The 22,427-nt window shown below is 37.6% G+C and carries 19 protein-coding genes and 1 pseudogene; 6 read left to right on the forward strand and 14 right to left on the reverse strand.

Annotated features, from left to right (window positions below):
• Positions 1–44: 44 nt before the first annotated feature.
• The 6 genes from HNP81_RS03500 to rpiA all read right to left on the reverse strand — a co-directional run bounded on the left by HNP81_RS03500 (position 45) and on the right by rpiA (position 8,169).
• Complete coding sequence (locus HNP81_RS03500) at positions 45–1,574, reverse strand: DHA2 family efflux MFS transporter permease subunit (RefSeq protein ID WP_182501579.1); 1,530 nt, start codon at positions 1,572–1,574, stop codon at positions 45–47.
• Between the two features lie 365 nt (positions 1,575–1,939).
• Positions 1,940–2,608 (reverse strand): fructose-6-phosphate aldolase, encoded by a 669-nt coding sequence (gene fsa, locus HNP81_RS03505; protein WP_028391819.1) that lies wholly within the window; start codon positions 2,606–2,608, stop codon positions 1,940–1,942.
• Between the two features lie 39 nt (positions 2,609–2,647).
• Positions 2,648–3,541 (reverse strand): phosphogluconate dehydrogenase (NAD(+)-dependent, decarboxylating), encoded by an 894-nt coding sequence (gene gnd / locus HNP81_RS03510; protein WP_028391820.1) that lies wholly within the window; start codon positions 3,539–3,541, stop codon positions 2,648–2,650.
• Between the two features lie 126 nt (positions 3,542–3,667).
• Positions 3,668–5,662 carry a transketolase gene (gene tkt / locus HNP81_RS03515; RefSeq protein ID WP_182501580.1) on the reverse strand — a complete coding sequence of 665 codons (1,995 nt, stop codon included), beginning with the start codon at positions 5,660–5,662 and terminating at the stop codon, positions 3,668–3,670.
• A gap of 31 nt (positions 5,663–5,693) precedes the next feature.
• Positions 5,694–7,193 (reverse strand): glucose-6-phosphate dehydrogenase, encoded by a 1,500-nt coding sequence (zwf, locus tag HNP81_RS03520; RefSeq protein WP_028391822.1) that lies wholly within the window; start codon positions 7,191–7,193, stop codon positions 5,694–5,696.
• A 304-nt stretch (positions 7,194–7,497) separates the two neighbouring features.
• A complete protein-coding gene (gene rpiA / locus HNP81_RS03525) occupies positions 7,498–8,169 on the reverse strand; it encodes a ribose-5-phosphate isomerase RpiA (RefSeq protein ID WP_182501581.1) in 672 nt (223 codons plus the stop codon).
• A 429-nt stretch (positions 8,170–8,598) separates the two neighbouring features.
• Between rpiA and HNP81_RS03530 the strand changes: the two genes are divergently transcribed.
• Positions 8,599–8,919, forward strand: a complete 321-nt coding sequence (locus tag HNP81_RS03530) for a winged helix-turn-helix transcriptional regulator (protein WP_028391824.1) — start codon at positions 8,599–8,601, stop codon at positions 8,917–8,919.
• Positions 8,920–9,080: 161 nt separating this feature from the next.
• On the opposite strand, the gene HNP81_RS03535 is transcribed toward HNP81_RS03530, so the two are convergent.
• On the reverse strand, positions 9,081–9,971 hold the full coding sequence (locus HNP81_RS03535) for a deoxyribonuclease IV (protein WP_182501582.1): 891 nt from the start codon (positions 9,969–9,971) through the stop codon (positions 9,081–9,083).
• 75 nt (positions 9,972–10,046) lie between these two features.
• Positions 10,047–11,360, reverse strand: a complete 1,314-nt coding sequence (locus HNP81_RS03540; RefSeq protein ID WP_182501583.1) for a DEAD/DEAH box helicase — start codon at positions 11,358–11,360, stop codon at positions 10,047–10,049.
• A 249-nt stretch (positions 11,361–11,609) separates the two neighbouring features.
• Here HNP81_RS03540 and vrrA point away from each other — a divergent pair, with 249 nt between their 5' ends.
• The 4 genes and pseudogenes from vrrA to HNP81_RS24535 all read left to right on the forward strand — a co-directional run.
• Positions 11,610–12,272: a VrrA/YqfQ family protein gene (gene vrrA, locus HNP81_RS03545; RefSeq protein WP_051404946.1), complete on the forward strand. Its 663-nt coding sequence runs from the start codon at positions 11,610–11,612 to the stop codon at positions 12,270–12,272.
• A gap of 461 nt (positions 12,273–12,733) precedes the next feature.
• Positions 12,734–13,678, forward strand: a complete 945-nt coding sequence (locus tag HNP81_RS03550) for a 4-hydroxy-3-methylbut-2-enyl diphosphate reductase (RefSeq protein ID WP_182501584.1) — start codon at positions 12,734–12,736, stop codon at positions 13,676–13,678.
• Positions 13,679–13,868: 190 nt separating this feature from the next.
• A complete protein-coding gene (locus HNP81_RS24530; protein WP_376766713.1) occupies positions 13,869–14,033 on the forward strand; it encodes a hypothetical protein in 165 nt (54 codons plus the stop codon).
• 49 nt (positions 14,034–14,082) lie between these two features.
• Positions 14,083–14,340: pseudogene (locus HNP81_RS24535) on the forward strand (phosphatase PAP2 family protein); the annotation flags it as partial.
• Positions 14,341–14,554: 214 nt separating this feature from the next.
• Here HNP81_RS24535 and HNP81_RS03560 read toward each other — a convergent pair.
• Together HNP81_RS03560 and HNP81_RS03565 are read right to left on the reverse strand one after the other, a co-directional pair.
• The gene (locus tag HNP81_RS03560) at positions 14,555–15,676 is read right to left on the reverse strand and encodes a Nif3-like dinuclear metal center hexameric protein (protein ID WP_028391828.1); all 1,122 of its coding nucleotides are present in this window, start codon (positions 15,674–15,676) and stop codon (positions 14,555–14,557) included.
• Positions 15,673–16,383 carry a tRNA (adenine(22)-N(1))-methyltransferase gene (locus HNP81_RS03565; RefSeq protein ID WP_182501585.1) on the reverse strand — a complete coding sequence of 237 codons (711 nt, stop codon included), beginning with the start codon at positions 16,381–16,383 and terminating at the stop codon, positions 15,673–15,675. The genes HNP81_RS03560 and HNP81_RS03565 overlap by 4 nt, the downstream gene beginning before the upstream one ends.
• Before the next feature lie 290 nt (positions 16,384–16,673).
• Here HNP81_RS03565 and HNP81_RS03570 point away from each other — a divergent pair, with 290 nt between their 5' ends.
• The gene (locus HNP81_RS03570) at positions 16,674–17,939 is read left to right on the forward strand and encodes an Nramp family divalent metal transporter (RefSeq protein ID WP_182501586.1); all 1,266 of its coding nucleotides are present in this window, start codon (positions 16,674–16,676) and stop codon (positions 17,937–17,939) included.
• Positions 17,940–18,117: 178 nt separating this feature from the next.
• Here the strand turns inward: HNP81_RS03570 and cccA are convergent, their stop codons facing one another.
• The 4 genes from cccA to dnaG form a co-directional block, all read right to left on the reverse strand.
• On the reverse strand, positions 18,118–18,486 hold the full coding sequence (gene cccA, locus HNP81_RS03575; RefSeq protein WP_028391831.1) for a cytochrome c550: 369 nt from the start codon (positions 18,484–18,486) through the stop codon (positions 18,118–18,120).
• A 202-nt stretch (positions 18,487–18,688) separates the two neighbouring features.
• The gene (locus HNP81_RS03580; RefSeq protein WP_182501587.1) at positions 18,689–19,225 is read right to left on the reverse strand and encodes a hypothetical protein; all 537 of its coding nucleotides are present in this window, start codon (positions 19,223–19,225) and stop codon (positions 18,689–18,691) included.
• Between the two features lie 196 nt (positions 19,226–19,421).
• Positions 19,422–20,555, reverse strand: a complete 1,134-nt coding sequence (rpoD, locus tag HNP81_RS03585; RefSeq protein WP_028391833.1) for an RNA polymerase sigma factor RpoD — start codon at positions 20,553–20,555, stop codon at positions 19,422–19,424.
• Positions 20,556–20,592: 37 nt separating this feature from the next.
• Positions 20,593–22,401, reverse strand: a complete 1,809-nt coding sequence (dnaG, locus tag HNP81_RS03590; RefSeq protein WP_182501588.1) for a DNA primase — start codon at positions 22,399–22,401, stop codon at positions 20,593–20,595.
• Positions 22,402–22,427 lie beyond the last annotated feature (26 nt).

Consider the following 22,427-nt stretch of genomic DNA (forward strand, 5'->3'; position numbering starts at 1 on the left):
TATTGATTTTGTTTTTCAGCAGAAACGCTAAAATTGCAACATCATTAATTCTTTACTAATTTCGTTACAACCTTATTGCCAGATGGCTTTTTTTCGATTATATCTTCTGCTGGTTTAGCCCGTTTTATAAAGAAAGCTAAGATTAAAGCAACCCCAGCAATACCGACAGTCACTAAGAAAGCATCATTAATTCCTTCTAACATCGCTTGCATCGCAATTTGTTGTTTCATTTCTACTGCTTGTGCGGCTGTTGGCTGCCCAACCAAGTGTTTCATTGCATCGGCAGCTATTTCAGTCGCATGCGTTTCCGTACGATTCGACATAATCGTTACCAATAACGCTGTACCAATGGCGCCAGAAACTTGCTGCATAGTATTGTTCATTGCAGTACCATGTGGGTAATAACGCGCCGGCAATTGGTTTAAGCCATTAGTCGAAACTGGCATCATCACCATGGACATACCAAACATCCGGGCTGAATATAAAATGATTAAGAAAGTATAAGAAGTATCAAGAGTTAATTTACTGAAGTAATAACTTGTAATTGTCGTTATCGCTAAACCAATAACGGCTAGTATACGTCCACCAAATTTGTCAAATAATTTCCCATTAATTGGTGACATAACAGCCATTAATATTGCCCCCGGCAATAGCAATAATCCCGCATCCATAGGAGATATTCCGCGAATCGTTTGGACATAAATAGGAAGTAAAATCATAGCCGAAAACATAGCCATCGTGATTGTCATGGAAATAGCTGATGATAAAGCAAACATTGGATACTTATAGATTCTAAATTCAAGCATTGGTCTTTCTAACTTCAATTGACGTAAAATAAACCAAACCAATGCAATTACCCCAATGATCAATGTCCCATATACAAGCGGACTATCCCAGCCTTTCGTACCTGCAGAACTAAAGCCATATAGCAACCCGCCAAAACCTAAACTCGACAAAAGAACCGAAAATAGGTCAAGACGGATATCGACTTTTTCCTTTTTCCCTTTCAGCAAGAAGATGCCAACCAACAACACGACAATTGCAATGGGTGTTACAAAATGGAACAGCATTCTCCAGTCATAGTGTTCAATGATCCAGCCCGATAAAGTCGGACCAATCGCTGGGGCTCCCATTAGAACTAAACCAAAAATCCCCATCGCCGCTCCTCTCTTTTCCACAGGAAAGCTCGTTAACATGACATTCATTAACAATGGCATCAAAATGGCTGAACCTGATGCTTGAACCATTCGTCCAATTAATAAAAGCGGAAATGCATGTGCAAAACCAGCAAGAACCGTACCGAGCGTAAATAATAACATGGCTGTTAAAAAAAGGTTCCGTACAGAATATTTTTGAATTAAAAATGCCGTCGTTGGAATTAAGATCCCGTTTACTAACATAAAACCTGTAGTGAGCCATTGCACAGTCGATGTCCCTACATCTAAATCCTTCATAATTGACGGCAAAGCAATGTTTAGTAAAGTATTGTTTAAAAAAGCTATAAATGCACCAATCATCAAGACGGCAAGCATGCCGTACGGTGGACGATCAGTCTTTTGTATTGAATGATCCATTTGTGTTCCCCCTATGAACTCGCAGTTCATTTTTTTATACTCTTATTCCGATTCCACATTATATAATAACTATTTTAATTTTGCAATCCAAAAATATATAATCACTACTAGGTTAAACGGGAGTAGTGATTTTTATGCAGTTAGCTGGGAATGGACAGAATAATGGGATCATTCGAGGCTTGGATAGTAAAAAATTTAAGCTAAATGCCAAAAGAATATTTATACATTTATGTTGTTGATACCATTTTGACTACAAAAAAGGCGATAGATTCTTTACAATTACCTGGAGAAAATCATTCCAGGTATTTTGATAAAGAAACTATCGCCCGCTAGAAAACCAAACAAATGGTCTTACTTATATAAAATTAGTTTTTAGGAGCTTTTTCCCAATCAGCTGCAAATTTCTCAATGCCTTGATCTGTAAGCGGGTGCTTAGTAAGTTGCTCAATAACATTGTAAGGAATAGTCGCAATATGAGCACCAGCCATTGCTACACGAGTTACGTGATCTGGATGACGAACTGAAGCCGCAATGATTTGTGAATCTAATTGATGAACGCGGAATAGTTCAGCAATTTTTGATACCAATTGAACACCATCTTCAGAAATATCATCTAAACGACCTAAGAACGGTGATACATAAGCAGCACCTGCACGAGCTGCTAAAAGAGCTTGGTTCACAGTGAAAATAAGAGTCACGTTAACTTTAACTCCTTTTTCTGCAAGATAACGTGTTGTTTCTAGACCAGCTAATGTCATCGGAACTTTAATTGTTACCTTTTTATCTCCACCATTGATTTTAATTAGTTCCTCTGCCTCAGCAATCATTTCTTCTGCTGAAACAGCAGCAGGCGTAACTTCTGCAGATACAGATTCAACAGATGGTACAGCTTTTAGAATTTCTTCAATACGATCTTCAAATTTAACCCCTTCTTTAGCAACTAAGGAAGGATTTGTCGTTACACCAGAAAGAACGCCAATTTTATACGCTTTTTGAATATCCTCTAGGTTCGCAGTATCGATAAAAAATTTCATTATAAATTACCCCCGTATTTTCATTAATTTTTTTCTTGCTTACTTCTTCTCTACCGCATGTCCACCAAACTCATTGCGGAGTGCTGAGACAACTTTCCCTGTAAACGTATCTTCTTCTAATGAGCGATAACGCATTAACAAGGACATCGCAATAACCGGAGTTGCCATTTGAAGGTCTAATGCTGTTTCAAGCGTCCATTTCCCTTCACCTGAAGAATGCATGACCCCTTTAATATCGTCTAGTTTTGCATCTTTAGAGAAAGCATTTTCTGTCAATTCCATCAACCATGAACGAATAACAGATCCGTTGTTCCAAACTCTTGCAACTTTTTCATAATCATAGTCAAATTCACTTTTTTCTAGGAGTTCAAATCCTTCACCAATGGCAGCCATCATTCCGTATTCAATACCATTATGAACCATTTTTAGGAAATGACCCCCACCTGCTTTACCTGTAAAAATATAGCCATTTTCAACAGAGGTATCTCGGAAAATAGGTTCTACGATCGACCATGCTTCCGCATCCCCACCAACCATATAATTGGCACCATTACGCGCACCTTCCATACCGCCAGAAGTACCTGCGTCTAAGAAGTTTACCCCTATTTCTTTAAAGTAATTGTAGCGGCGAATGGATTCCTTATAATGGGAGTTACCTGCTTCAATCACAATATCTCCAGGTTCAAGGAAAGGTTTCACTTCATCAATCACTGAATCAACAACAGAATGAGGTACCATTATCCAAAGAACTCTTGGTTTGTCTAAATTTTCAACAAGTTCTTTATAACTTGATGTACCCGTTGCCCCAAAGTTTCTCATTTCTTGTACTGCAGTGGGATTTACATCAAATGCTACCACTTCATGGTTATGATCCAATAAATTTTGACCGATATTTAACCCCATTTTCCCTAAACCGATTAATCCGACTTTCATGATGACGCCTCCTATGATCGTAAAAGCATATATATATAAATTCCGCGTTTTCTAATTTCCTTCATTCACAATTAAACTGTCAATTAGAAAACGCAGATTTATTATCATTCAGGTGCAAATTCTTGATTAAGAATTTAATAATTCTTTAGAAATTTTGACAACATTTTCTGTCGTAAATCCGAAGTATTCCAGAACTGACGCTCCACTTCCTGAAGCTCCAAACGTTTCGATCGATAAAATTTTCCCTTCTTGGCCGACAAATCGTTCCCAACCTAGAGAAATACCCATTTCAATTGCTAAGCGCTTCGTAACTGAAGCAGGTAATACTTGTTCTTGATATTCTTTCGGTTGGTTTTTGAAAAGTTCCCAACTTGGAATAGCTACGACACGAACCGATACATTTTCTTTTTCTAGCTCTACTTTCGCACTTGCAGCAAGTGAGACTTCAGATCCTGTAGCCATTAAAATCATATCAGGATTTTCGTTTGTTTCAGTTAGAACGTAGGCACCTTTAGAAAGGTTTTCCAGATTACCTTTTGTTTCTTCAAACACTGGCAAGTTTTGGCGGCTAAGTACTAACACTACTGGACCATCCACGTTTTGTAATGCATAAGCCCATGCACTTGCTGTTTCATTTGCATCACTTGGACGGATCACTGTAAGACCAGGAATCGCACGAAGAGCAGTCAATTGTTCAATTGGCTCATGTGTTGGACCATCTTCACCTACAGCGATTGAGTCGTGTGTAAACACATACGTAACTGGTAGTTTTGATAAAGCCGCTAAACGGATCGCTGGACGTAAATAGTCATTGAAGACAAAGAATGTACTAACAAAAGGTTTTACTCCACCGTGTAGAGCCATTCCATTTCCAGCAGCACCCATTGCATGTTCACGAACACCAAAGTACACATTGCGACCAGCAAATGATTCAACAGCAAATTTCGCTTCGCCTTTAATATCCGTCATTGTAGATCCTGAAAGATCTGCGCTTCCTCCAAAAATAGATGGAACTGTTTTAACAAAGTGGTTAATTGCTTGACCGCTTGCCACTCGTGTTGATACTTCTTTATCCGTATCAAAAGTTAGAATGTCTTGCGCTTCAATTAATACTTTTCCATCAATCGCATCAGAAAGTTCACTTGCCAATTCAGGACAAGCTTCTTTGTACGCAGCAAATAATGTATTCCATTGCTCTTCTTTGTTGCCGCCAACCTGTTTTAATTCTGCAAAATGAGCTTTTACTTCTTCAGGTACATAGAAATCTTCTTCATAATTCCAGTCATAAGCTAATTTTGTTGCTTTCGCTTCTTCAACACCAAGTGGGTTACCATGTGCTTTATTCGTTCCAGCAACTTTCGGGCTACCAAAGCCAATGATTGTTCTAATTTCGATAAGAGTTGGTTGATCTAGATTTAGTTTCGCTTCTTCAATCGCCTTTGTGATTGCTTCAACATCGTTTCCGTCTTCCACTCGTAAATACTGCCAATTGACAGATTCCGCACGTTTTTTCGTATCTTCACCATATGAAAGGTTTAATTCACCATCTAGTGAAATATCATTAGAATCATATAACGCGATTAATTTTCCTAGTTTCATATGACCCGCCATAGACATTGCTTCATAAGCAACACCTTCCATTAAGTCACCATCGCCTACTAATGCATACGTAAAGTGATCTACTACCGGGAATTCTTTTTTATTGAATTTAGCCGCTAAGTGCGCTTCTGCCATAGCCATACCAACTGCAGTTGCGATACCTTGACCTAATGGACCTGTAGTTGCTTCAACACCATCTGTATGACCCACTTCTGGATGACCAGGTGTTTTACTGTTTAATTTACGGAAGTTTTTTAGATCCTCTAAAGAAACGTCATAGCCCGTTAAATGAAGCAAGCTGTATAATAAACTTGAACCATGTCCTGCAGACAAAACAAAGCGATCACGGTTAAACCATTTTGAATGAGCAGGATTATGAGATAAATGATTCGCCCATAAAGCGTACGCCATTGGTGCCGCACCCATTGGTAGACCAGGATGTCCTGAATTTGCACTATTAATTGCATCAATAGATAAAGTACGAATTGTATTAACAGCTAAAGTTTCAATATTATGTGTCATTTTAATATCCCCCTGAATGATCTTTTATTTGTTAAACAAGCACAGCTTCCTTTTTCGAGACTACAGTTTCTTCATCTAACCACCATTTAAAGCCTACATTTTGTAATAATTGATGGGCTTCCTTTGGCCCGTATGATCCGGACTCATATTGCATAAGTGGAACAGACCCTTCGGAAAAAGCATCAATAATAGGTTGCACCCATTCCCAAGCCAATTCAACTTCTTTCCAATGGGCAAAGAAGGTTGAATCGCCACGAAAAGCATCATAAATGAGTCTTTCATAGGCTTCAGGTACATCTTTTTGATTGGAAGTGAAATTCATTTTTATCGGTTCGATTTCCCCGTTTAATGGGTTTTTGCTATTTAATTGTAATGTAACATTTTCATTTGGATTGATTTCAATGATTAAGAGGTTCGGAGCCACTTTTACATTTTGATCCTTATACAGTTCATTTGCTGAGTCTTTAAATTCAATCACAATCCGCGTAGACTTTTCTTTCATTCGTTTGCCTGTTCTAATATAGAACGGCACTCCACTCCAAAATGAATTATCAATCCAAAGTTCAGCAGCGATGAAGGTGTCATTCATAGAAGTAGAATGAATTCCTGGTTCGTCTAGATAACCATTCACCTGCTTCCCATTCATTTCACCTGATGTATATTGACCGCGTATTACTTGTAAACCGACATCTTCTTTTTTTAATGGACGAAGTGATTCCATTACTTTTCTTTTTTCATTTCGTATGTCGTTTGCACTGATTTTGTTTGGTTTTTGCATCGCTGTCATCATTAGCATTTGTAACATATGATTTTGAAACATATCTCGAAGTGCACCAGACTTATCATAATAGCCTGCTCTCTCCTCAACCCCAACGGTTTCACTCGCTGTTATTTGTACATTTGCGATATTTTCGTTGTTCCAAAGCGCTTGCAATACTGGGTTTGCAAATGCTAACGCTTCTAGATTTTGAACCATTGGCTTACCAAGATAATGGTCAATTCGATATATTTCTTCTTCCTCAAACGCTTTCGTTAAATTTGCATTTAAAAGGCGTGCAGATTCTAAATCATGTCCAAAAGGTTTTTCAATAATCAGACGCTTCCATCCCTTTGTAGAACCTAATCCGCTTTCTTTTATATTTAAAGCAATGAGATCGAAAAACTCAGGACCAACAGAAAGATAAAACATTCTATTTTCTGGAATATGTAATTCCTTTTCTCTCTGTTCAACAAGGTCACGTAATGATTGATAGTCTTCAATCTTCGTTGCATCAAATCGGCTATAGCGAAAAGCATCAAGAAAGTCTGCTAATCTAGTTTCATCATCTATTATACTTCTAGAAAAGGTTTGCAAAGATTGTTTCACATAGGCTTGTAAGTCACTATCTGACATCTCTTTCCTTCCTACAGCGATGATGGAGATCTTTTGAGGCATTTTTTGATTTGCATATAAATTATACAAAGCAGGAAAAATTTTCCTCTTCGCCAAATCCCCCGTTGATCCGAATAAAACAAAGGTCATGGACTCCATCCCTTTATTCCCCCTTAATTAACAAAAACATGGTTGATTTCTTCGTACGAGGTTGTTATTCATTAAGAAGAATTTACCAGGTACTCTTTATTGTATGAGTTACTTTATATAACCATGTTATACCTTGGTTCATTTATAGTCAAGTAGTTTGTGTCTACTTTGTGAACTTTGTTTAAGCTGTTATATAATAAGTTTTTCAAATCTAACCCTAGAATATAACACAAAAGGAATTATATGAACCCTTTGTTATTATTAATAAACTACTAACAAAAAATTTAGTTTTTAATGCCGACTCCTTAATTTTTCATGATCGATTTTTAACCACGATTTGCTTATCGGCATTTAGAGTAATCACAGCATCTGCCATTTGATTAAACAAGCCATTTTCAACAACACCTGGAATCATATTAAGTTTTTGTTCTAATGTGACGGGATCTAGTATATTTGGAAACTTAGCATCAATAATGTAATTCCCATTGTCAGATTTATATGGACCATTGTTGGCAGAGCGAATTTTTGTTTCTGCCCCTAATAACCTAATCTGTTTGTTTGTCATTTCCACTCCAAATGGGACTACTTCAATCGGGAGGGGGAACGCTCCTAAATAGTCAACCATTTTAGCAGGATCAGCAACGACAATAAAACTCTTTGCAGCTCTCGCGATAATCTTCTCTCTTAAAAGAGCTCCGCCTCCTCCTTTTATTAGACTTAATTGCGGATCTACTTCGTCCGCTCCATCAATGGTTACATCAATATGATTAATCTCTTTAAAGGTCACGAGAGGAATTCCACATTCATTTGCTAGTTGTTCCGTCTGAATCGAGGTCGGGACCCCTTTTATTGAGAGACCTTCTTTCATTAATTGCCCAAGTTTCATAATCGTATAATAAACGGTCGAACCAGTACCCAGTCCAACAGTCATGCCATCTTTTATAAATTCAACTGCTTTTTCACCAACGATTTTTTTTTCAATCACCGTTCTCGCTCCTTATATCATGTTTTCAGCTATACCTTGTACAATGTAAGAATCTACTTCCGCTTACTATCTCATTTGACCAATATTGTATCGTTTTCTTATGGACATTTTCCACTATACATTTTTTCATTATATTTTTCAGCGTATTTCCGTGTTTAAAATTATAAAAAAAGAAATTGCATTTTTAGTTATCACATTAATTAGAATATAATAATTTCATTAATAATAACATAGTAATTTTATATAACCTATTTATTCGTTACTCAATATAACGAAATTCTATAATAATGGCATTAAACATACATTTTAAAAGTATTATGTGTTATTATATGTTTACATAGAATATTATTTATTATCGTTAAAAATATTATTAGTTACTATTTGTTCCCTATGTGATTTGGAATATACTGAAGATATGAGGTGAATAATATGATTGAGGAAAAACAGGAAGAGAAGCTATGTGAAAAGGTGGAACAGTCCTATCACTTATTGGGGAAAAAATGGATAGGCTTAATTCTCTATACGTTGAAGGATGAGCCAAAAAGATTTAGTGAGATTGCTACCTATATCCCTAATTTAAGTAAACGAGTCCTAAATGAACGAATCAAAGAGCTCGAGGATAGTGGCATTGTTATTCGTAATGTGATTGCTGATCGACCTATTCGTACCGAATACTCTTTAACTAAAAAAGGGACCGAATTATCGAAAGCGCTTTCTTATTTTGAGAATTGGGCTGATAAATGGCTATAATGAACGGACAGCATCTTCTTAACGGATAAGGAGATGTTTTTTTGCTGTAAAATCTACTCATACTTATTACTCAATTTAGCTCAGATTTGTTTCGTTTCTTCTACATCTGCATATTGACGATAAACAGCGAACAGCTAACCTCAGCCATTCGCTGTTTGAACTTAATTTAATGCAATTTTTTCTAAAAGGCTGCTATCAAAAGTATTCCCTTTTAACATCTCGATTTCGAATTTATATGGAGCTTTCTTATTTTTCTTGTCTTCACCAACGAATGGTGTTTCAAGAATCTTCGGAATCTCGGTTAACTGTGGATGATGAACAATATAACGCAACGCTTCAAAACCGATATGGCCAAAGCCAATGTTTTCATGGCGGTCTTTACGTGCGCCGCGCTCGTTTTTACTGTCATTTATGTGTAACACCTTCAACCGATCAAGTCCAACGATTTTATCGAATTCATTTAAAACACCATCAAAATCCTCGATAATATTATACCCAGCATCGTGGACATGGCAGGTATCAAGTGTAACAGACAGTTTATCATGAAGTGTAACACCATCGAATATCATCGCAAGTTCTTCAAAGCTTCTACCACACTCCGTACCTTTTCCAGCCATTGTTTCTAGTGCAATTTGCACTTCTTGATCGGAAACAAGTACTTCATTTAATCCTTCTATGATTTTCTTAATGCCTTCCTCCGGTCCAGCACCGACATGTGCACCAGGGTGAAGCACAATTTGTTTCGCACCAAGTGCTTGCGTTCGTTCAATTTCACTTCGCAAAAAATTGACCCCTAGTTCAAAGGTTGCTGGATTTTGTGAGTTGCCGATGTTGATGATATAAGGGGCATGAACGACAATATCAGTTATCCCATGCTCTGCCATATGTTGTTGCCCTGCTGCAATATTCAACTCTTCTATTTTTTTACGTCTCGTATTTTGCGGGGCGCCAGTATAAATCATAAACGTATTTGAACCATAAGAAACAGCTTCTTCACTCGCTCCAAGCAACATACTTTTTCCGCTCATCGAAACATGTGATCCTATTTTCAACCTCGTCTCCCCCTAACTTTTATCACGGTTTAACTAATCAGTGGGAATGAACTTCCCACTGAGGGTAGTTCCGCTTTATTTCTTCTTTTGTAAGCGACGCTCACGTTTTTTGAAACTTTCAACCTCGCGTTGAACTTTCTTTTTATAGCCTGGCTTTACTTTGCCCGGTTTCTTCACCATTTTCTTTGCTTTTTCGTCGATTTCATTTCCTTGTTTTTTACGTGTTTTTCGTTTATTACGAGCATCAATTTCCACCCAATCGCCATTTACTAAATCGCGATCATGGAATGTAATTCCTAATTTCTCCAATCGATTTAATGCATCCTCGTCAGATACGTCATAGATGGTGGCAGCTATTCCTGAATATCCAGCACGTGCCGTTCTACCAGTTCGGTGGATGTAGAAGTCAAGATCTGATGGTAGCTCATAATTAATAATATGAGAAACACCTTCAATATCAATTCCACGAGCTGCTAAATCAGTCGCTACAATGTATTGGTATTCCAAATCATTAATTTGCTTCATCATTTTCTTACGATCACGCGGTGACAAATCACCATGAATTCTACCGACTTTTAATCCCTTTTCAATAAGAGCATCGGCAACTGTATCTGCCATTTTCTTCGTGTTCGTAAAAATAATCGCTAAGTACGGATTATAGTTTACAACAACGTCATGCAATAACTGCGTCTTATTACGATGACGCAACGGAACAAGTACATGTTCAATCTTCACCGCGGCCGCTTGCTTTGGATCGACTTGGACATGCTTCGGATTATTCATATATTTTTTCATGAAAGGTTTTAATTTCTCAGGAATTGTTGCTGAGAAGAGCAACATTTGAAGATGTTGTGCCATTTTTGAGGCAAATTTGTCAACATCTTCTATGAAGCCCATGTCGAGCATTAAGTCGGCCTCATCGACAACAAGCATATCAGCCGAAAAAACACGAAGTGCTTGATCAGCTACCAAATCTTTAATTCTACCTGGTGTACCAATTACGAGATGCGGTTGTGTTTTTAACTTATCAATAGTCCGTTGCTTATCAGTCCCACCAATAAAAACACGAACTTGCAAAGGTGATTCCTCTGGAAAATGCTCAGCAATCTTAAGAGCTTCTTTGTAAATTTGGTTGGCAAGCTCACGTGTTGGGGCGGCAATAATCGCTTGCACTTCTTCTTTCGTGCTATCAAGTTTATTCATAATTGGTAGTAAATACGCGTGAGTTTTCCCCGTACCTGTTTGCGATTGACCAATTAGGCTTGTTCCTTTTAAAACGGCCGGAATGACACGTTCTTGTATTTCCGTCGGTTTATCAAAACCTAATGACTCTACGGCCTCTATCATATAGCTTTCCAACTTAAATCGTTCAAAATTGTTTTGCTTCATCTAAAAACTCCTTTAAATCGTCAGGCTTTCCAATCTTCATCAGAACCTTGACATATCTATTTATTATAGTTTAAGAATGGTGTAATACGCAAGTGCGCGTATATTTTCCATCATTATGATGCGTCGACAGAAAAGATTTAATGGATACAAAATACTTATTTGATACTTCACTATTAAAACAGATAACCTTTTTACTTACTAAGCATAATTTATATAGAAGAGGAAAATTTGTTAGAAAGGAGTGACAATATGCCTCCAAATAGAATGTTCGGGCAAGGCCCAGGATTCGGGCATAGCCGTGGAAACGGCAATCCACAACCATACAGAGGCCCTAATGGATTTTTGGGGCCAGCTAACTTCCCCCCACAGCAGGCTAGAAATGCGATGAGACCAGGGTCTGGCTTCGGGCAAGGTCAAGGAAACCGTCCACAGAAGCCACCTTCATCGGGTGGACTTTTATCCAAGCTATTAGGAAAAAATAAAAAACAACCGTCCATAAACCCATTCGCCCCCCCTTCTGCATCCAGTCAAGCAACTAGAGGAGCAGCAGCACAATCAGGAGCTGGAGGAATTTTGGAAACATTAAAAAATCCCGGCGCTCTTTCAGGTATGCTAGCTAACACACAAAAAGTCTTACAGGCCGCGGAACAAGTGACACCAATGATTCAACAATACGGTCCTATTGTTAAGAATATCCCGTCCATGTGGAAGATTTATCAAGGCTTAAAAAACTCAGGGTCAACTGATTCAACTGATTCAACGGATTCATCCGAAGAGACACCAAAGGAAGCGGTTGAAGATACTTCACCTAAAGAAGAGAACATAACTGTCACGGAGGAACTAGTGCCAGCAAAAAAACCTCGAAAAAAAAGAGCGACACAAGGTGATTCAAGTCCAAAATTATATATTTAATCCGAGGGTGTCAATGTGGCACTCTCTTTTTAAGATGGCTATGTTAAAGCTCATTGTTGATTTTGGCACTTTGTTGATTGGAGCGGAAGGCGTGAGCATCCTGCGAGAAAGACGAGTCATATTATAGGGAAGACCCCACAGGCTCACAGCGCCGAGGAGGCTCCCTGACCGGCCGCGGAAAGCGAACGCCTTTCCTTCAAATCAACAAGCAAGTTTAGCAGAGCCATTAAAATAAGAAAAGTTCAAAGTTCTAAAGAGCAATCTATTACCTTCCCTCATACTATTATTACGTGATGAATGAACTTGCTTAGGACACTCACCTTTTATCAGAAAGTCATGATTATTACCACATGGATTGAATAACCTCTTTTACATACGAACATTCTTTGTAAAATTTCGTAACCTCTTATATAATATAAGTGTATCTATGGATTTCTTTTTCCATATAAGGAGGAACCACATTGAAAGTAATTAAAATATCACCGCGCGGCTATTGCTATGGCGTTGTGGATGCCATGGTTATCGCTCGGAATGCGGCTTTAGATAAAACATTACCGCGTCCAATTTATATATTAGGAATGATTGTTCATAATAAACATGTGACAGATGCTTTTGAAGAGGATGGAATCATAACGCTTGACGGAAATAACCGGAAGGAAATTCTTGAGAAAGTGGATGGCGGTACCGTTATTTTCACTGCCCACGGCGTCTCACCTGAAATTAGAAAATTAGCTGAAGAAAAAGGCCTTGTTAGCATTGATGCGACTTGTCCAGACGTTACCGTTACCCATGATTTAATTCGAGAGAAGACGTCTGTTGGCTATCAAATCATCTATATCGGGAAGAAGAACCATCCAGAACCCGAAGGAGCACTTGGAGTAGCACCAGATATGGTTCATTTAGTTGAATCAGCTGCAGATGTAGAGAAACTAACACTAAAAGACGAAAAAATTATTGTAACGAACCAAACAACAATGAGCCAATGGGATGTTGTCGATATTATGGACAAAGTCAAAGAGAAATATCCACATTGTGAAGTACACAAAGAAATCTGTATGGCAACCCAAGTGCGTCAAGAGGCCGTTGCTCAGCAAGCTGGTGAAGCTGATGTACTGATTGTTGTTGGAGACCCTAAAAGTAATAACTCCAATCGCCTTGCACAAGTGTCTATTGAGATTGCTGGTACACAAGCGTATCGAATCGCGGACCTTTCTGAACTTCAATTAGACTGGTTAAAGGATGCAAAAACAGTTGGTGTAACTTCAGGTGCTTCCACACCAACACCAATTACGAAAGAAGTCATTACATTTTTAGAAAAATACGATCCAGAAGATGAATCCACTTGGGATACGACTAAGAAAGTACCTTTAACGAAAATCTTGCCGAAAATTAAGCAAAAATCTTAAAATAATTGTTAAAGTAAAAGGAATAGACCTCACATCTATTAAATATCGTTTTTAAATGTGTCATTGACACAATAAACGATAGATATAGTGTGAGGTTTTCTTTTTTGATTACGAGTCAATAATTTGTAGACATATGTAATAATTTGTTAAAGTGTTGAAAAAAGGTAAGTGCATTAAAGGTGAATATGAAATGAGTGTAACAAACATAGATTATTTATGGTTTAAATTTATCAATAACAAAGTCCTGCAATATCAATTAATCGATCATATCATGATTTTGTTTGCGGAATATGTTCAATATGCTTTTGTCTTATTGATTTTTATCTTTTGGCTACTAAGAGCAATTTCCGCGTAATCGCTGTTCAGGCTATGTTTGCATTTACTTTGGCCTATTCAATAACAAACTTATTGAATTATTCATTTATAAGGAACGCCCTTTCATCTCGCATAAAATTATTCAACTCGTAGAGCATTCTGCTAATTCCTCTTTTCCGAGTGACCATGCTACGTCTGCAACAGGAGTTGCTTTTTCAAGAATATGGGTGGGGGTACACTACCCCTTTGATGTACTTGCAGGGATTTTAAATGGAGTCATAATCGCATTTATTACACATTATTTTTTATTCAAACTGAAACCTATTACTTTAGTACTTGTAAGGTAACTGGTATTTAAATGAAAAAAATTAGAAAAGGGTGTCCCTAAAGGACCTGGCCTCGTACTATACATATAGTATCTAGTAGTAAAATACTAACTATAATCTGTATATAGTTGTTACGGGGTCTGATCCTTTCGTTTTGGGACAGCTCCTAAATGTGTTTATTGCACAAAATTAAACATATTATTGTTAACCTATACTTTTGGCAAACTCTTATTCATTAAATAAACGTAAATGGATCCGTATGGATGTCCGAGGCGATGAATTCAACAGCTAGCCCTTTGGCACGACAGCTCTCAGCCATGACATTTGCTACTCCTTTTTTCATAACTTTTTCTACGTTATGACCGGGATCAATAATGTTTAATCCCATCGCTTTTGCATCGTGCGCAATATGATAATACATATCACCCGTTACATACACATCAGCACCTTTAAATATCGCAGAGGTGAAATATTTATTCCCATCTCCACCTAAAACGGCTACTTTTTTCACCAAATCTTGACGGTCCCCGACCATGCGGACCATATCAACCTCGAGTGTTTTCTTCACATGGCTGGCGAATTGCTCAAGTGTCATTTCTTCTTTCAATGTACCAACTCTTCCAAGACCCAATACTTCCCCTGTGTTTTCTAACTCATAGAGATCAAAAGCAGGCTCTTCATAAGGATGTGCTTTGATCAGAGCCGAGAGAAGTTTTCGCTCAATTGTCTCAGGATAAATCGTTTCAATTCGTGCTTCAGCAACACTTTCAATGATTCCTTTAGAACCTATCGTCGGATTACTTCCCTCTTGCGGTAAAAATCTACCCGTTCCTTCCATCGAAAACGAACAATCACTATAGTTGCCAATCGCTCCTGCTCCAGCTTTTCCAATAGCTTCCCTCACTGAATCCGCAGCCTCAACTGGAACGTACACAACAAGTTTCTTTAACTTCACTTCATGTGTAGGAACGAGCACTTCAGTTTGTTGCAACTCTAACGCATCAGCTAATAAATCATTTACTCCACCTTTTGCCACATCTAAATTTGTATGAGCAGCATAGACCGTAATATCATGCTTAATTAACTTTTCAATCACTTGACCACTTGTTTCCGTCATATCGATTTTTTTCAATGGACGGAAAATGAATGGATGATGTGCAATGATGAGCTCAGCTCCAGCGTCGATAGCCTCATCAACCACTTCCGGAACTACATCAAGGGCAACCAATACTTTTGTCACAGGTCTTTTCAAACTGCCGATTTGGAGACCAATTGGATCGTTTTCCATAGCTGCATATCGCTTAGGTGAAAACTGTTCAAATAATTCAATGATTTGGTAACCATTTGCTGTTTTCATATCCCTAATACCACCTCCACTTGTTGAATTTGATTTATTAATTCCTGACGCTTACTACTTGTTGCAGCATTCTGACTCTTTACATCCATCTCTTGGATGATTCTTTGCCAATGTTCCTTTTCAAGCTGCCACTTTTTCAAAAATACTTCATGACGCTGCGCCATTAAAAATGGTCCAAAAAGCAGAGCGGATTCAGCATCATTTGCATATGGCTTGGTAGGTATTCCTCGTTCAGCAATTAGAATTTCGTAAATTTTCCCATCTTCTTCAAGAATTTCTTCATTTACTAATTCCCAATCATTTTCAAGTAACCACTTACGAACAATATTCGAACCGACATTCGGCTGTAGAACAAGCCTCTTTACAGCACCAAGCTTATCTTTCCCATTTTCAAGAATGGAGGAAATTAATAGACCACCCATCCCGGCAATCGTGATGCATGTCGCCTCATTAGGCAGCAATACATCAAGACCATTTCCTAACCGTACATCTATTGGGTCTTCTAATTCCGTCAGTTTCACTTGTTTTTTCGCCGACTGAAAGGGGCCTTCTACTACTTCTCCCGCAATCGCTTTTACGCTGATCCCTTTCTGAACTGCATAACAAGGCAAATACGCATGATCTGATCCAATATCAGCCAACACGCTTCCTTGTTGTATATATGTAGCAACTCGCTCTAATCTCATCGATAGTTTTTCATGGTTCATGTTATCATCTCTCTTTTCAATTTACGTCCAAGCTAGATTGGCATCGTACATAAATTATAACAAAAATCGATAAGAACTGCGATGATTAGAAAAACCGGCTCGATCCTGGACTTAATGAGAATAAATTTTTAGCATTCTTTAAGTCAAAGTAAGTAAATCAATTATCATATTCCTTTATTCATTATTATTTTTGACTTTTTTTACATAAAGCGAATATAATTGTTTTTATCAAACAAAGTTTCCTAAAGGAAACTTTAACAGGTAATCGAAAAAAGGAGGTTGCAAACATCATGGCTAATTCGAAGGGACTGACAAAATCCGCTTCTCATTTATTAAGAGGAGATACTAAAGGAATGAAACGATTGCTGCCTTTTTTAGGACCGGCTTTCATTGCTGCTGTCGCATATATTGACCCTGGTAATTACGCTACAAATATAGCAGCCGGTTCGAAATATGGATACACATTGCTATGGGTCATTTTTGCTTCTAATTTAATGGCTGCACTAATCCAAACGATGTCAGCTAAATTAGGAATAGCGACAGGAAAAAATCTTGCTGAGGTATCCCGTGAGCGATTTTCAAAAAAGACCTCGATCTTATTATGGATACAAGCAGAGATTGTTATTATGGCTACAGACTTAGCTGAATTTATCGGCGCTGCTCTCGGCCTATATTTACTATTTGATCTTCCACTTATAATGTCTGCAATTATTGCTGCTATAGGTTCATTTGCTATTTTAGAAATTCAAAGAAGAGGCGTACGTACATTAGAGGCAGTTATTACAGGAATGATATTGGTTGTTGTGATTGCTTTTGGTATTCAAGTGTTCTTTGCACAACCTGATAGTACCGCTATTCTATCTGGACTTTTTACGCCTAAATTTGAAAATGTAGACAGTATATTAATTTCTGCTGGAATGCTTGGGGCAACCGTTATGCCACATGCTATTTATTTACATTCTGCTTTAACACAAAATAGAATTGTCGGGAAAAACGATGTAGAACGGAAGAAAATTTTTCGTTTTGAGTTAGTTGATGTCATGATAGCAATGCTCATTGCTGGTGCAATTAATGCTAGTATGTTAATCGTAGCTGCTGCTCTTTTTCATAAAAATGGTTTATATGTCGAGGATTTAGATGTGGCATTTAACCAATTTAGCGTATTACTCGGTCCTTCTATCGCGGTATTTTTCGGTATTGGATTATTATCGGCAGGACTTTCAAGTTCTTCTGTTGGTACAATGACAGGTGATGTCGTTATGCAAGGTTTTATCAAAAGGAGAATTCCAATTTACTTAAGACGAATTATTACGATGATTCCGCCGTTAGCCATTATTATGATGGGGGTTAACCCATCTAAAGCTCTAGTAATGAGCCAAGTGGTTCTTTCGTTTGGAATCGCATTTGCTTTAGTACCGTTAATTATGTTTACGAGCAATAAAAAAATTATGGGGAATCTTACAAACTATAGAATGACGACGATAATTGCTTGGATTGTGACAATATTAATTATTTGTCTAAATTTATTCTTGCTTTACTCTACTGTGATTGGATAATTATTATAGCAATGACCTTATCTAAATTGAAACCGTCCATGCCACGTCAAAAGAGCAGTTTCCAAAATTATTTGGGATCTGCTCTTTTTAATTTGACGCATAATTACATTTTTAGTTTCAGAGTAAATCCCTAAAAAAACAGCAGCATTCTATCAAGAAATGCTGCTACGCGCTTACATTATTTTAAACCATGAATAAATTCTGCCATTGCATCAATACTACCCTCTGGAATTAATCCACCTGGCATTGGGCCTTTACCATTTTTAATGATGTCTTTGACTTCATCCACTGATAAATGTTCGCCTACCCCAGCTAATTTTGGACCCACTCCACCTTCATAGTTTCCTCCGTGGCAACCGATGCAACTTTTGGTTTTATACAGTTCCTCTGGTGAAGCAGCAACTTGCTCCCCTGTCTTTTCGCCGCCGCCTTCTTTTTCCTTAGCAATGTTTTTTGCATCACCAAGCCCCTTGAAAGAAAGCATGAACATCAAGCCAATTCCAAGAACCATAATAAGAATAAATGGAATAACTGGATTGCGTTTCATACAATTACCTCCCTATGTATTACTATTCTGTCCATATTAAATAAATATACAAGCATCTTTAGTTTACTAGAAAAAAGAAATAAGGAAAAGACCTAATCAAGAATAACTTATATAATTTCTTATTTTAGTCAAATTTATCCTGCCTTTCGTTAAATATTTGTAAACTTTTAGAAAAAAAAGCTTTGTTGAATATATTTTCTTTTTAAAAAATACTGTATAATTTAGCTATGAAGTAAATAATGGTTGTTAATCCCAAAAATCCCGAAACTAGGAAATAAATCAAATTTAGCTTTTTACCTAAAACAAGCCAAATTAAACAATTTACAATTAATAGGATATATAGAACGATTACTTGTTCAGAAGCTATGAAGTCGGCTGTTCGAATTGTTACTAACAATAAAACAATTGCAGAACCAATGAGCGGAAAATGATAATAAAATTTCTTCTTATAAAAAAATATAGTACAGCTAATTAGAGCAAAAAGTAAAAAATAGGTCAGACCCATTTGCAAACCAACGGCCAATTGAGTAAAATAATTCAAAAATAGAGTTAAAAGTAAAAGGAGTCCGATGATACTATACAGATAATTTGTTGTTTTCGTTAGGTTGGTACAAGACTTCACTTCTTCACCACCGCTGTAAAGAGCTAATAAATAGTCACAGTATTGATCTGGAAGCAGTCTATTCTTTTTCCAGTAAATAATTTCTTGTATAATAACTTTCTTTCGCATCTCGTTCATGGATCCACATCCTAAAACAATCGTTTATTTGCTATATCGTCAAAATGAATTCATTCTTTAGCGACTTTATATACTAGAAGACAAAAAATAGGGCCAGACCCTCTATCTATTATATATCGTTTAGATGATACATTAAACGGTATAAATAGTGTTAGGTCAGACCCTAGGTTTTAAAAAATCTACTTGAAGGGATATCTTATTCTAAGAAATCTTTCAAACGTTTGCTTCGACTTGGGTGTCGTAGTTTACGTAGCGCCTTAGCTTCAATTTGACGAATACGTTCTCGCGTAACGCCAAATACTTTACCAACTTCTTCAAGTGTGCGTGTACGGCCATCATCAAGACCAAAACGAAGTCGTAATACATTTTCTTCACGGTCTGTGAGTGTATCAAGAACATCCTCAAGTTGTTCTTTCAATAACTCATAGGCAGCATGCTCAGAAGGAGATGTTGCATCTTGATCTTCAATGAAGTCGCCTAAATGTGAGTCGTCTTCCTCACCAATTGGCGTTTCTAGTGATACTGGTTCTTGCGCTATTTTTAAGATTTCACGAACTTTCTCAGGAGTCAAATCCATATCTTCAGCAATTTCTTCAGGTGAAGGTTCGCGACCAAGATCTTGAAGCAATTGTCTTTGAACTCGAATTAACTTATTGATCGTCTCGACCATATGCACAGGAATCCGAATCGTACGAGCTTGGTCAGCAATGGCACGAGTAATCGCTTGACGGATCCACCAAGTTGCATATGTACTAAATTTGAATCCTTTACGGTAATCAAATTTCTCAACGGCTTTTATCAGACCCATGTTTCCTTCTTGAATAAGGTCTAGGAACAGCATTCCTCGGCCTACATAGCGTTTAGCAATACTTACAACAAGTCGGAGGTTAGCTTCAGCTAAACGACGTTTCGCTTCTTCATCGCCTTCCTCGATACGCTCAGCAAGGGAAACTTCTTCTTCCGCAGATAACAAATCAACTCGGCCGATTTCTTTCAAATACATCCGGACCGGGTCGTTTATTTTCACTCCAGGAGGTACACTTAGATCATTTAAATCAAACTCTTCTTCTTTTTCCAATTCTTGAACATTTGGATCGTCCTCGTCTTCTTCCTCACCATCAGTAAGTATTTCGACGCCATGCTCACCTAAAAATTCGTAGAACTCATCCATATGATCTGAATCTAGTTCAAAGCTTCCGAGTCGTGCTGCAATCTTCTCAAGGGATAAAGACCCTTTCTTCTTACCTAACTCAAGCAGTTGTTCTTTCACCTGATCAAGATTCAAGTCATTATTGTCAACCTCTTTGGAACGTGCTGATTTTTCAGCCATTTGTTCCCCTCCTTCCAAGACTTACACCCGTAACCAACTATAATAATTTTCGTAATTGAATAATTTCCATACCAATCTCTGCCGCTTTAAGATAGTCACTACGGCGTTCTGCTTCTTTTCGCTCTGCTTCTTTTTCTTTTATCATTAACATCTTTTCATATTTCAACACTTGATTTAGATAATCTGTCAGTTCTTTATCGGTAACTTCCTCATTCACTGGCATCATTTCTATTTCAGAAACAATTCTTCTCAAGTTTTGATCAGGCAAGTATGTTAAGAAAAAACTCGCATCTGGCTCGTGCCCATCTTCATAAAATGCATATAAATACGTAATGATCGCTTGATGTTCATCCACATGAAAAACGGTTGTTCCGAGCAGCGCTTGAATTTTTGCTGTGACTTCCCTGCTTTTTAACATATGGGCAATCATCATTCGTTCAGCGTTATAATGAGCGGGTCTAAGCTTTCGCTCATATTGTAAAGAATTCATTTTAGGAGGAGCAGGCGAAGTGATATTCCCTTTCTTTTTCTCCGAGAAAAAAACTTGCCTTTGCTGCTGCTCTAACGCATCTAGTGATAAGGAGAATTCAGAAGATAGTTGACGCAAATAATGATCTCTTTCAACCGGATTTGCAAGCCGTGAAATCTCCTGTAATATATCTTCAATATATTGAATGCGATCTCCTTCATTATTTAAGTTTTTTCCTTTACGGAGGAAAAGCATTTTAAAAGCCATATGTGTCAAACTGGCCCCTATTACTTCAGAATTAAAGCTTTTTTCGCCATATTTCTTTATGTAGTCATCGGGGTCGAGTTGATCTGGCATGACCGCTACCTTCACTTGAAATCCACTTTGAAGAAGCATATTTAGTGACCTGTTTGCCGCGTTCATTCCAGCTGCGTCTGAATCATAGCATATCAAAACATGGTCCGTATTCCGCTTAAGCATTTGAATATGCTGTTCAGTCAAGGAAGTTCCCATTGTTGCTACCGATTGTTCAACACCTGCACGGACAGCAGAGATACAATCAGCAAAACCTTCAAATATGACAACTTGTTCTTTCTTCCGAATATGTGGCCTTGCAGCATGAAAATTATACAAAACCTGGCTTTTATTAAATACCGGTGTTTCGGGACTATTTAAATATTTCGGCTCATCAGACCCGAGGGCTCTCCCTGAAAATGCAACCGTATTACTTTGATGATCCATGATTGGAAACATGATTCGATTCCGAAAACGATCAAAGTAGGTGCCATCTCTTTCTCTTAAAATGGTTAAACCTGCTTTTTCTAAAAGCTCCGGCTCATATCCCCTTTTCGTAAGGAATTTATAAACAAAGTCCCACGAATCCAAAGAATAGCCTATTTGGAATTTATCAATGGTTTCTTCCGTAAATCCCCGTTGAAGTAAATATTCTAATGCGTCTTGCCCTTCTTTTGTATTAACAAGGAGATGATGATAGAATTTTTTCAAAAGATCATGTGCTTCAATAATCTGTTTAGATTCAACAGGCATTTGAGGACGGGATGATTCTTGGTTTATTTCGACATCTAACGGGATATTTCCTTTTTCAGCAACCTTTTTGGCGGCTTCGATAAAGCTATAGCCTTCGATATCCATTAAAAAGGTAAATACATTGCCGCCTGCCCCACAGCCAAAGCAATGAAAGATTTGCTTATCTTGTGATACTGAAAAGGAAGGGGTGCTTTCACCATGAAACGGACAAAGGCCGAAATAATTTCGCCCTTGTTTTTTTAGCTGGACGTATTCGCCAATTAAATCGACGATATCCACAGCTTCTCGGATTTGATTTAATTTTTCATCTTCTATTCGGGCATTCGCCATATTTTCACCTTACAATTCGGTGATTG

The organism is Peribacillus huizhouensis (genome assembly GCF_014138605.1).
In the GTDB taxonomy this organism is placed as follows: Bacteria; Bacillota; Bacilli; order Bacillales; family DSM-1321; genus Peribacillus; species Peribacillus huizhouensis.